Source organism: Clostridium sp., from assembly GCF_016650095.1.
In the GTDB taxonomy this organism is placed as follows: Bacteria; Bacillota; Clostridia; order Clostridiales; family Clostridiaceae; genus Clostridium_AD.
The window spans coordinates 1-12731 of the sequence record NZ_JAENWL010000070.1 but is presented as its reverse complement, the minus strand read 5'-3'; the positions used below and the strand labels follow the sequence as shown (position 1 = coordinate 12731).

Below are 12731 nucleotides of genomic sequence, written 5' to 3'. Positions count from 1 at the left end.
TGCATATTATAATAATATGCATACATACCTTCAATTTTAAGAAGTTCGTTATGATTGCCTCTTTCTTGTATACCCTCATCATTAATAACTATTATCTCATCTGATTTTTTTATTGTACTTAACCTATGGGCAATAACTATAGTAGTTCTATCCTTTGAAAGTTTTTCAAGAGAATTTTGTATATGTCGTTCACTTTCATTATCTAGTGCTGAAGTAGCCTCATCTAAAATTAAAATTGGAGGATTTTTTAAAAATACTCTTGCAATGGAAAGCCTCTGCTTTTGTCCTCCAGAAAGTTTTACCCCACGCTCACCAACATAAGTATCATACCCTTCATTAAGACTCATTATATAGTCATGAATATTGGCATTTTTAGCTGCCTCTATAATTTCTTCATCAGACGCGTTAAGGTTACCATATCCAATATTTTCTTTTATACTCCCTGCAAACATATATACATCTTGTTGAACAACACCGATAGAATTTCTAAGAGATTCAAGCGTTAGATCGCGTATATCATTTCCATCTATTGTAATGCTTCCAGAAGTTATGTCATAGAATCTTGGAAGAAGTGAACAGAGAGTGGTTTTTCCACCACCAGACGGACCAACAAGTGCTATGTTTCTACCAGCCTTTATATTTATACTTATGTCATTTAATACATTATGGTCATCACCATAACTGAAGGTTACATTTTTATATTCTATATCTCCCTTCACATTAGTAAGAGTTAAAGCATCTTGTTTATCTACTATAATAGGCACTGTTTCTATAACTTCCCTAAACCTCTGAAATCCTGCATATCCCTTTTGAAATAATTCTGTAAAATTTATTAATATGTCTATAGGGTTTATAAATATATTTATGTAAAGAGCGTAGACTACAAGATCTGAGACTTTTAAAGAACCCTCAGTTATAAATAATGATCCAGCTACTACTATTACGACATATAAGATCCCTTCAAAAAAAGTATTTCCTGCAATAAACTTCCCCATTGCAGTATAGCTTTTTACTTTAGAGTTTAAATAATCTTTGTTTCTTTTATTAAACTTTTTCTTTTCTATTTCTTCATTTGCAAATGACTTTACAACTCTAATTCCAGATAAACTATCCTGTACAGTAGAGTTTATATCTGCTGTTTTTTTCCTATTATCCAAGAATATTTTACGCATTTTTAAATTTTGATAGGTTGAAAAGACTACCATTATTAAAGTAACTCCAAGTAAAATAATTGTCATTTTTACATTTATGAATAATAGTATTGTAAATGATCCTAAAATTTTAAGTACTGAGATAAGTACATTCTCCGGGCCGTGATGTGCAAGTTCTGAAATATCAAACAAATCTGATATTAGCTTCGACATCATTTCTCCAGTATTATTTTCATCATAATATGAAAATGGTAAACTTTGAAGATGACTAAATAAATCTCTTCTCATATTATTTTCCATTCTAGCTCCCATAATATGTCCCCAAGTAGCTATAAAATATTGACAGAAATATTTTATTATATACATAGACACCAATGCTAAGCCAATATAGCCTATGGTATGAAGAATAAATTGTTTATCTCTCGTAAAAAAATATTTTGAAAGATAACTAAGTATTACTGGAAAAGATATATCTACCGCAGAAACTACTAATGCACAAAACATATCTGCAAAAAAAAGAAGCTTGTACGGTTTATAATAATTAATAAATTTTTTAAAAATGTCCATAATTTCACCCTTTCTTAAAGCAAAGAACCTATCTATTTATTTTACTAATTTAGTATACACTACAAATAGCCCTTTGCGTAGTATCTTCCATTGATATATCTTATAAACAAAACATAAATATCTAAAATATTATTAGAAGTCATAAACTTCTTTTATTCCAGTGCAATACCTAAACAATATTTGAGCTACTATGATGTGTAATAATTTATATTATATTGTTAAAAAATACAAAAATAAGAGGTGTTAGGTGATAATTGTAGAATATATATGATTGTGCTAATTAAAGAGCTGATAAATTTGATTTTAATGCCATATAACAAAGGAGGATATTTTGTGATATATATAAAACCAATGAAAACCATTAAGGTAGTTTTATGCACCTTTGGATTACTTATGGGAGCAATATTCCCGATATTCGCAAACTTTTTTATTATATGGATTCCTGAAAGAAAATTACTCTTTTGCATTGGATGTCTTACAGCAGGATACCTAGTGGGACTATTCAGTTTTCATATTATTAAGACTATTTTATTTAAAATAGACCAATACTACAAAATTACACTTTTAGATAAATTAGGTATGGAGAATATTATTAATGTGGAAAAACAAAATGATTTAATATTAAACATGCAAAATGAGTTTAAACAACTTATTAATAATTATTATGTGCTTAAGGAAAGTGAACGTAAGCGTCTGTTAAAGCTCTCAATTACTGATTGTTTAACTTCAGTTTATAATCACAGATACCTTTATGAATATTTTGAAACAAAGCTTTGTGAAGGACTTAGTATGATGGCTATATTATTTTGCGATATAGATCACTTTAAGCAGGTAAACGATACTTATGGACATATCAAAGGTGATTTAGTGCTAAAGGAAGTTGCAAGAATTATTCGTGATTCTACTAATGGGAATGAAGGTATTTTTAGATATGGTGGAGAAGAATTCGTAATTTTATTAGACAATTATTCAGATGTAGAAGGTTTTAATACTGCTGAAAAAATTAGATTAAAAATCTATAACTCTAATGTAATTAAATCATATTGTAATTTTGAAACTCTTACAATTAGTATCGGCGTGTCAACGTATCCTTATGACGGATTAAATATAGACACATTAATTAATAAAGCTGATAAAGCTATGTATCATGTTAAAGAATCTGGAAGGAATAATTGTAAAATTTATAACTCTAAAATAAATATGAAATATAATCTACACTAATAAGCAACAAAAGTTCAATTCATTTCCGATTTTTGAGAGTTATCTGTCACCTTTCAAGTTTTGGTAGTGAAGCGAACAATCTCTGTTGCTAGTAACATTATTAAAATGTTGCTTAATGGAATACAAGAATATTAATCTCAAAAACTTAACTGCAATGATAAGTCTTTAATAGTTATCTCGATTTTCTAAAATATTCTGTTCTCTGAATAAGCTTGAAACAGCTTCATCATAATCAGATAATCTTTCTGATTTCTTAATTTTTTTTGCATATTTTGCATTATCAGAAAACACCGGAATCATATAAAACCATAATTCTTTCATTTTAAATAACACATTCCTCTCCCCAAAGAGTATTGTTTTATAATCTTCGTAAATCTTATCATGAAAGTCTTTCAGTAATTTTTTTTCGAGTTTAATATTATTTGTAATATCGCTGATAAATCCAGGATTGGCTAATAATCCCCTGCCAAACATTAATGTATCTACACTCGGGAAATCAGTCGAAAATTCCTTGTAATCCTTGATTGTAAAAATGTCACCATTATAGCAAACAGGATTTTTACTTGAAATCAAGGCTTCCTTAAAAATTTTCAGATTAGGTTTATTTCTATAAAAGTCCTTTTGAGTTCTTGGATGAATAATAAGTTCTTCTATAGGGTATTTGTTAAAAATTTCTACTAAATCATAAAATTCTTCAGGATGGTCTTTTCCTATTCTAGTTTTTAATGAAATTTTTGTTATCGATTGAGAAAATATTTCCTCTAAAAACACATCAAGTTCTTTTCTTTTTGAAAGAAATCCAGCTCCTTTATTTTTTGAAACTACAGCTCCAGAAGGACATCCCAAATTTAAATTGATCTCATTATATCCCAGCTGCTTTATTTTCTTTGAAGTATGAATAAAATCTTTTGCATTATTGGTTAATAATTGTGGAATCAAAACTAGTCCTTGATTGTTTTCAGGCAAAATATCATTTAATTCCCGAGTTTTAAAACTTTCGCTTTGATTTGCAACAATAAAAGGTGAAAAGTATTTATCTATATTATTGAAAAAAGCATTATGGGCATTTCTATAAATGTACCCAGTTAAACCTTCCATAGGTGCGAAATAAAAACTCATTATCTATTACCTCCTTTATTAATGTATTGCTTATATTATTACTAACTAAATATATCTCCTTCTTTACTCTTTGATCGATTAATTGTTGAAAAATCAACCTTTGAGAAAACATAAGATGATAACAGTAAAAATACAAGTCCAAATATGATTACAATCACCATACTGATAACTGGTGTAATTACAAAACTACCTATTTTAAATGCAAGCTGTTCTGCCACCAATTGATTTGTTGTTAAAGACGTCTTTTCCAATATTACGGTTCTAAAAAACGCTGTTGTATATGTCATTGGATTGAGATAAGCAATATATTGTAACACTTTTGGTAACATTGAAAGCGGAATATATGCACCACAAAGAAATGTAAGTGGCATTGTAATTGCCGTTATTACCACTTGAAATGTTTGTGAGTTCTTAACCAGAGTCGCTATAAATAATCCTAGACCAGAAAATACAAGTCCGACCACAATCATCACAGCAACTACCGCAAATGGTGTTACCCATGATGTAAACTTAAGCCCTATAAAATAACCAATGACTAAAATAATAATTCCCTGCATAGTTGCTATTGTTGCTGCTGATAATAGCTGACCTACAGCAATCTGGATTCGTTTAACTGGGCTTACTAGAACCTCCTTCATAAATCCCGAAACAATATCTTCAATTGTACTTGTTGCAACTGTAAGGGCTGTTTGAAATACGGTAGTTATCACAATACCAGCCAGCATATAGTTTACTGGATTTTCAATGTTTTGAGTTTTAAATATTGAACTGAACACAAATAAAAAGAAGAATGGCATGATAATCGTGAAAACAAGCTGAACACGATTTCGTGCAAAAATTTTAATATTTCTAAACCATAAAGCTAATATAATATCCATAAATTCCTCACTTTCTTATATCTTTTCCGGTAATTTTTAAAAATACATCATTTAATGTGCCCTTATTAATTTCCAAATCTGTTATCGCAGCTTTATGCTCACTTATTATCTCCATAAGTTTTGGTAAATCATTAACTTCAACGTTATAACAACCGTTTTCTTTTTTATAAATAAACCCTGCAGTATCTAGCAGTGCCTCGAGACCTACCTCGTCTATGGTTGTAATATTTGCTCTATCCTTTGTATATTGCTGTTTCAAATGATAAGGAGTGTCCATGGCAACGATTTTACCGGCATCCATAATTGCAACTTTGCTGCAAATCTCTGCCTCTTCCATGTAATGTGTTGTTAGAAAAATGGTAATATTCTTCTCCTTTTGTAACTTTACAATATAATCCCACATGTGAGCCCTTGTTTGAGGGTCAAGACCTGTTGTTGGTTCATCTAAGAACAATACTTTTGGATAATGCAGTAGTGCTCTTGCTATTTCCACACGTCGTTTCATCCCACCGGACAAACTGCTTACCATTGCTTTTTTCCATTCCAGTAAATCCACTAAATTTAAAACAAATTGGATACGCTCATCGACTTCACTTTTGGGGATACTATAAAAATGACAATGCATAATTAAATTCTCCAGAACTGTCATTTTATTATCAAGTGTTGGTTCCTGAAAAACAACTCCAATAACACCTCTGACTGCATCCTTTTCACTATTAACGTCTTTTCCGTCAATAGTCAGTATTCCTGATGTCTTATCAAATATGGTACACAGTGTATTGATGGTTGTGCTTTTACCTGCTCCATTTGGGCCTAAAAATGCAAAAATGCTTCCTTCTTCTACCTCAAATGAAACATTATCAACTGCTGTAAATTTATCATATTTCTTTACAAAATCCCGAACTTCTATTATGTTTCTCATGTTATCAACTCCTATCAACTGCTTTCTATCCTTTTGCTACTCACTTTACGTTAATGATTTAATAATTTCCATAACCGCGCCCAAAAATACAACAAATATAATATTACCTATTACTCATCTTTTCAACCTTACTCATAATTAATATCATCTCTGAACCACTAATAAAAAATTGTATTTTAAAAAATAAATATAAGACCTATTAAGATTAATAAGTCTTTATCCACAAACAATCAATTATATAAATTCCTAAATAAAGGGAATTTATTTATTGCCCCCTGTTATTTTTACCAACTAAACCTCCCCCATTACCTGATGATGGGCTTTGTGTTCCATGAATCGATGCTCTCTTAGCATTTTTTTGTGCAGAAGATTTCGCTTTTTTTTCTTCAATAATTTTTTTCATTATTTCCATGTTTTTGTTTATATCATTTTTCATATTTTTACCCTCTTTTTTTTATTTTTTACATCTTCAATAATAACTTATAAACGATACCTTCTAAATTAGTATCACAATAAATATTTTAAAGGTATGTATTGTTATTTTACTAATTTATTATACCCCACAAACGTCCCTTTGAGTAGCACCTGCATGTAATTTTTCTCCCTTGTCGACCCATAGATCCCAATTCTATAATAACATACGCAAAATAAGCAGACAATAAGTGTTTTTCGTTACAAGATTAGAATTGTCTGTGACGGTACATAATGAAGGTATTGTTGTAGATATATCATGGAATGCAAATTTTTAAATTAACTTAAAACAGTAAAGGGGATATTAATTATGCAAAGAACAAAAATGATTTTCACAATTGGTCCTGCTAGCGATAGTGAACAGATGTTGACAGAACTCATGGAAATAGGAATGAATGTTACTAGACTTAATTTTTCACATGGTACGCATGAAGATCACAAGACAAAAATTGATCTTATAAAAAATCTTAGGGAAAAGCTTAATAAATCCGTTGCTATAATGCTCGATATTAAAGGCCCTAAAATTAGAACTCACAATTTTGCTGGAGATAAAGTCTCAATTGATAAAGGACAAAAATTCATCTTTAGTTGTGGCGAAGAGATACTTGGAAATAAAGAGAGATGTTCTGTTTCTTATAAAGAGCTTTATAAAGAACTTAAGGTCAATGGTACACTTCTTGTGGATGATGGTCTTCTTGAATTTAAAATTAATTCAATTGAAGGCACTGAAATAAATTGCACAGCCCTAAATTCTGGTTATATAGGAAATCATAAAGGAATAAATGTTCCTAACGTATCTATTGGTCTTCCGGCAGTAACTGACAAAGACAAATCAGATTTAATATTTGGATGTGAACAAGGGGTCGATATCGTAGCAGCATCTTTCATAAGAAAAGCAGGCGATGTGTTAGATGTTAGAAAAATACTTAATGCAAACGGTGGCGGCCACATCCAGATAATATCAAAAATTGAAACGCAAGAAGGCGTAGATAACATAGATGCTATAATAGAGGTTTCTGATGGTATTATGGTTGCTAGAGGCGATATGGGGGTTGAATTACCAATTCAAAAGGTTCCTATAGTTCAAAAAATGATAATACATAAATGTAATAAGGTTGGTAAACCTGTTATAACTGCAACCCAAATGTTAGATTCTATGATTAGAAATCCAAGACCTACTAGAGCTGAAGCTTCAGACATAGCAAATGCTATTTTTGATGGTACTGATGCAATAATGCTTAGTGGTGAAAGTGCTATTGGTAAATATCCATTGAAATCTGCCTTAACAATGTCTAAGATAGCCATTGAAGCAGAGTCAAATATTGATTTTACAGCCACTTTAAATAAAATAAAATCTGGATCTATTGGTAACATATCAGATGCTATAAGTCTTGCTACACGTACCACAGCAGATGAATTAAACGTATCTGCAATAATAACAGCGACTCAAAGTGGTCATACTGCTAGAATGGTATCAAAATACAGACCAAGGTGTCCAATTATTGCTGTAACACCTAGCAAGCAAGTTGCAAGAAGTCTATCCATTAATTTTGGGTTACAGACTATAATTTCAATAAAATTAACTTCCACAGATGAATTAATGGCAGATGCAGTGGAAAAATGCTTAAATGCAGGATATATAAAAAAGGGTGACGTTGTCATAATTGCAGCAGGTGTACCTGTTGGTGAGTCTGGCACTACCAATATGATGAAAATACAAGAAGTTTAAACCTGGCTGCTTTGCCACTTCCTTTTTTACATTGCCCTTTCAGATATTAGTAATGAAGCGGAGAATATCTGAAAGGGCAATGTTTAGTCTCTATTTTATATTCCATGCTTCATTCTTTACTTATGCAATACATCCTTTTTCAATTCATATTTTTTAAATTTATGGATATGCCTAGCCAAATATGCAGTTTCATCTTCAATAACTTTTAGCCCTAACTCTCCTTCAACGAATTTCGAAATTTTTTGTGCCATCTTGAAAGAAGAAGGATACTTCTCCCTTATAGTATCTAATAATTCATTTTTAATAGGTGTATTATTCGAAATTCTTTGAATAGCAAATTGAATATGAGTAATAAATCTATCATACTCAAGTGATTTTTTATCTATAGTAATATTTAATTCATTTTCAATAATTTCTATAATGGTATTTAATACAAATCTATATTTTTTTGAATTATATACGCCATCATCATTCCTTGCAACTTGTATATGTAGAGCTATAAATCCAATTTCATCATCTGATAAATGAACCTTTGTTTTATCTTCAATCATAGTGGCGGCCTTTTTTGCTAGTTCAAATGCTCTTGGGAAAAGGGTTTCAGTTTCAACTAAAAGTAGATTTTCATTATTCTCAACGTTTTGAATTCGTTTTAAAGTAACAGTTATATGGTCAATAAGTGATATATGAATTTTTTCTTGTAAATCTTCATTTAGTTCTGTAGATATCATGTATATTATTTCCTCACAAAGCGCAATCAGATCGACCTCAACACTATTTATAAGTTTATAAAAATTATCATGATTAATTTTATTTTCAATTGAAAATATTTTTTCAATTGAAGTATCTTTAGATATAGTATCGCCTTCGTGCTTTCCAAATCCAATTCCTTTTTCATAAAGGATTTTTACTATATGTGCTTGATAAACTAGCACAATATTGTCATTAAATACTTTAATCACATTAAAATCTGAAGTTTCAATTTCCAATAGTTTTACCTCCATATTTTTATATATCACTTAGCTATTTATATTGTATCGCTTGTTTAGATAGAAAATTCTTTTCGCTCATAAAAATCCCCGGAAACATGATGCTACCCATATATCTATGTAGAGTATGATTATGTAACGTTTTACTCCTTAAATTATACTTCTACATTAATTCATAATCTCCTCCATACATATTAATATTTTTGTTAATATGTACTGAATAATTAAATTAATTAATTATTCTTATTATATCCATAAAAGATGATATAATTATGCTAGTTATAAATAATTGAACAAATGTGAAAAGAGGAATACTATGGAGGCTAAACAAGTTCTAGAAATTGCACTTTCTGCAGGACAAATGCTTATGAGTAATGGTGCTGAAACTTACAGAGTTGAAGAAACAATTGAAAGAATATGTAATTCCTATAATTTAGAATGTGAATGTATAGTCACACCTAATGGTGTCTTTGTTTCTATTCTAGATATAAATAATGATAAGGTGACTTCACTAAAAAAAATCAGATCAACACATTTAGATTTGTATAGAATAGAGCTTATCAATTCTTTTTCAAGAAGCATTAAAAATAATCCTGTGTGCTATGAAGAGGCAAAAAAAGCATTAAAAGATATATCCAATGCACCATATTTTACTTTCCCAGTAAGACTTATGGCTGCAAGTATGACTTCATTTGTTTATTCACTATTTTTTCATGGTACAATTTATGAAGCAACTGTTTCAGCGGTTATAAGTATAGGCATTTATTTTATGCTAGAAAAGCTATCTAAGGTTGGATCCTTTCAATTTTTTCAATTTTTCTTTTCAGGTCTTATTATAGGATCTGCAAGTTTAATTGTTGAAAGTTTATTTCCATTTATAAATAAAGGAAATGTAATCACAGGGGCAATAATGATATTACTCCCCGGAGTAGCACTTGCTAATGGCATTAAAGATACTATTTACGGACAATTCACGGCGGGTATGTCCAAATTCGGTGAAGCAATGCTTGTTATAACTGCAGTAGGTGCAGGTATCGGTATAGCATTAACATTAGGAGTAGGTGTGAAACTATGATAAAACAAATTTTTTTGGCATTTCTAGGGAGTATATTTCCTGTAATTCTTTTTAATATTGATAAAAAAAAGATAATATGGGCTGGTTTTAGTGGAGCAATTGGCTGGGCAACATACATTCCCGTTTATAACTTACGAAATAGTGTTGGTATGGCGTCTTTTGCAGGGGCTATCGCTGTAGGTATATATAGTGAATTTATGGCAAGAAAACTTAAGACCCCCGCAATTCAGTTTTCAATACCTGGAATATTCCCACTAGTACCTGGCCTAACTGCATATAAAACCATAAACTGTATAGTGGAGCAAAACTATTCAGCAGCATATTCTAATGGAATACACGTTATAGTTGCAGCTGGTGCAATTGCATTTGGTATAATGTTATCTCTAACGACTTTTCGTTTTATATCTAAAGTAAGAAAGCTAAATTTTCTTATATTACATACTAAATGAAGATACACTTGAGTCATACGTGAGATCTTCATTTAATAAAACACTAAAATTATTCTATATTTAGTTTTATAACATATTAATAAATATTTGCTCTAAAGGCATAATAAATACAATAATAATTATTATTGTATTTATTATGCCTATTTTTTAGGAATATGCCATTCATAAAATGACAGATTGATTTTATTAAATTGCAAAATAGCTTTACAGAACTATTATTATATTATATAATAAGCATTATTATGAAAGTTAATTATGTATTCGATTCATAAATTCAGAATTTATACAATAACTAAAGACTACTTAAGAATAGTAGTAAATATAATGAAATTAAGATAGTAAAAAAATAACCTATAGGGGGATGTATGAAATGATTACAAAAATAATAGAAAAATTTAATATTGCTTTACCAAAAGATTTAATTAACAAATTGAACTTGAAAATTGGAGATAATATAGCTATTGAGATTGAAGATGATAAAATTATCATTAAACCAGTACTTATTATACCAAAAGCTCAAGCATGGCTTTGGAGTAAAGAAATGCAGAAAGTAGAAAGTCAGGTAGAAAAGGAAGTAGAGAATGTACCTGTAAGAAAATTTAATATAAACCAAGACGTGTATGAGGATCTTGAAAATTGGTAATTTGTAAAATTACCAATAAAAAAAATAAAAGTCCTAAATTAATAAATTCAAGACTTTTATTTTTTCAAAACTATTCTAGTTTATAAGTGTTAAAGAATTTAAAAGAGTTAAAAGTCTATTTGCTAAAATAGTTAACTGTGTGTTTTTTTCTGTATACCTTATAAACTTATTGTCTAATCTTTCACTTATTCTTTCAAAGTAAGTTGTCTCTACAGGTTCTTCTACTACAGTTGGATCAACTTCAGCTACTGTAGGTGCTACAGCATCACAAACTGGTTTAACTAATGGATTTACATGTTCTTTCTTAGTAGTTGCATCTGTTACCTCTAATAAAATCGAATCAACTTCAGTTTTCACTAATGGATCTAATACTAACTCACTATCTTCAATTCTTTTTAATTCTACCTTAACTGCTTCTGCATTACTAATAATTGTAGTTTTCGAAACTTTAATAGCTTCTTTAACTGGTACTAAAGCATCCTTTTTATCTTGTATAACTACTTTCTGCTCCGCAGTAAGTGGCACTTTTATATCTTCACATTCTACTTCATTCTCATGATTCTTATGATTTTCACTGTATTTTTCAGCCCACTCTTCATTTTTCGCATCTCTACTAGCTACTTTTTTTTCACTAAATTTTTTATTATCATTATGATTTTCAATGAATTTTGCATCCCATTCTTTAGTTTTTTCATTTCTAAAATTTATTTTTTGTGCTACATCAGTTGGTTTTACAGTGTTCGTATCTTTATCTTGTTCACAAGCATAAACCCCAGATGATACACCAACTGATAATGTTAACGCTAGTACAAATAAACCTAATTTTCCTTTTTTCATGTTAATTCCTCCTCATATGATTCTTATGTAGATAACATTTATTAATCATTATCCCATATTTTTCTTTTTCTCTTATATATACGATACCTGACATGATTTATTAGAGGGTTTTTCAATTTTAGTTGAAATTTGTTTTATTTTTATCTTAAAGAATTAATATGTTTATAGCAGAAGTTTGTTATACCCCCTTTCTAGATTCTATATTCAATTTTACTAATTTATATTTTTATAATATAATTAATTAAAAACGACAGCGTCGAGAGGATTTCGATTAATTTGAAAAACAAATTTTTTTTCAGCAACAAGAAAGTTGTTGCCATTATTGCAACATTTTGTTGCTTATTATGGGGAAGCGCATATCCTGCAATAAAAAACGGATACATATTATTTAATATTTCCCCAGATGATATACCATCAAAACTTGTTTTTGCAGGTTATAGGTTTTTTATAGCAGGTTTAGTTTTACTTGTTATTGCACAGATATACGGAAAAAAAATACTACATATTTCAAGAAAAAGCATCCAAAATGTATTCTTGCTAGGGATTATTCAAACAACAGTGCATTATATATTCTTTTATGTTGGAGTTGCGAATACAACTGGAGTTAAAAGTTCTATAATGAATTCCACTGTTGCATTTTTCAGTGTTATTTTAGCCCATTATATATATAAGAATGATAAGCT

The 12731-nt window shown here is 29.6% G+C and carries 13 protein-coding genes; 6 read left to right on the top strand and 7 right to left on the bottom strand.

Annotation, left to right across the window (positions count from 1 at the left end):
* Positions 1-1718, bottom strand: a 1718-nt coding sequence (locus tag JJE11_RS06330) for an ABC transporter ATP-binding protein (protein ID WP_291633729.1), incomplete at its 3' end; no start/stop codon positions are given.
* A gap of 333 nt (positions 1719-2051) precedes the next feature.
* Between JJE11_RS06330 and JJE11_RS06325 the strand changes: the two genes are divergently transcribed.
* Positions 2052-2939: a GGDEF domain-containing protein gene (locus tag JJE11_RS06325; RefSeq protein ID WP_291633727.1), complete on the top strand. Its 888-nt coding sequence runs from the start codon at positions 2052-2054 to the stop codon at positions 2937-2939.
* A gap of 165 nt (positions 2940-3104) precedes the next feature.
* On the opposite strand, the gene JJE11_RS06320 is transcribed toward JJE11_RS06325, so the two are convergent.
* The 4 genes from JJE11_RS06320 to JJE11_RS06305 form a co-directional block, all read right to left on the bottom strand.
* Complete coding sequence (locus tag JJE11_RS06320) at positions 3105-4058, bottom strand: tRNA-dihydrouridine synthase family protein (protein WP_291633725.1); 954 nt, start codon at positions 4056-4058, stop codon at positions 3105-3107.
* A 41-nt stretch (positions 4059-4099) separates the two neighbouring features.
* Positions 4100-4936 carry an ABC transporter permease gene (locus tag JJE11_RS06315; RefSeq protein ID WP_291633723.1) on the bottom strand — a complete coding sequence of 279 codons (837 nt, stop codon included), beginning with the start codon at positions 4934-4936 and terminating at the stop codon, positions 4100-4102.
* Between the two features lie 7 nt (positions 4937-4943).
* On the bottom strand, positions 4944-5858 hold the full coding sequence (locus tag JJE11_RS06310) for an ATP-binding cassette domain-containing protein (protein WP_291633721.1): 915 nt from the start codon (positions 5856-5858) through the stop codon (positions 4944-4946).
* A 265-nt stretch (positions 5859-6123) separates the two neighbouring features.
* The gene (locus tag JJE11_RS06305; protein WP_291633719.1) at positions 6124-6294 is read right to left on the bottom strand and encodes a hypothetical protein; all 171 of its coding nucleotides are present in this window, start codon (positions 6292-6294) and stop codon (positions 6124-6126) included.
* Positions 6295-6639: 345 nt separating this feature from the next.
* Here JJE11_RS06305 and pyk point away from each other — a divergent pair, with 345 nt between their 5' ends.
* On the top strand, positions 6640-8058 hold the full coding sequence (gene pyk, locus JJE11_RS06300) for a pyruvate kinase (protein ID WP_291633717.1): 1419 nt from the start codon (positions 6640-6642) through the stop codon (positions 8056-8058).
* 116 nt (positions 8059-8174) lie between these two features.
* Here pyk and JJE11_RS06295 read toward each other — a convergent pair whose 3' ends face one another.
* On the bottom strand, positions 8175-9059 hold the full coding sequence (locus tag JJE11_RS06295) for a PRD domain-containing protein (protein ID WP_291633715.1): 885 nt from the start codon (positions 9057-9059) through the stop codon (positions 8175-8177).
* A gap of 301 nt (positions 9060-9360) precedes the next feature.
* Here JJE11_RS06295 and JJE11_RS06290 point away from each other — a divergent pair, with 301 nt between their 5' ends.
* From JJE11_RS06290 to JJE11_RS06280, 3 genes are all read left to right on the top strand, one after another.
* On the top strand, positions 9361-10119 hold the full coding sequence (locus JJE11_RS06290) for a threonine/serine exporter family protein (protein WP_291633713.1): 759 nt from the start codon (positions 9361-9363) through the stop codon (positions 10117-10119).
* Complete coding sequence (locus JJE11_RS06285) at positions 10116-10568, top strand: threonine/serine exporter family protein (protein WP_291633711.1); 453 nt, start codon at positions 10116-10118, stop codon at positions 10566-10568. Before JJE11_RS06290 ends, JJE11_RS06285 begins: the two co-directional genes overlap by 4 nt.
* A 370-nt stretch (positions 10569-10938) precedes the next feature.
* Positions 10939-11211, top strand: coding sequence for an AbrB/MazE/SpoVT family DNA-binding domain-containing protein (locus tag JJE11_RS06280; RefSeq protein ID WP_291633708.1), 273 nt, complete (start codon positions 10939-10941; stop codon positions 11209-11211).
* Between the two features lie 75 nt (positions 11212-11286).
* Here JJE11_RS06280 and JJE11_RS06275 read toward each other — a convergent pair whose 3' ends face one another.
* Entirely contained in the window at positions 11287-12048 is a 762-nt protein-coding gene (locus JJE11_RS06275; protein WP_291633706.1) for a hypothetical protein, read from the bottom strand.
* Positions 12049-12324: 276 nt separating this feature from the next.
* Here JJE11_RS06275 and JJE11_RS06270 point away from each other — a divergent pair.
* The coding region (locus tag JJE11_RS06270) for a DMT family transporter (RefSeq protein WP_291633704.1) at positions 12325-12731 on the top strand (407 nt) is incomplete at its 3' end.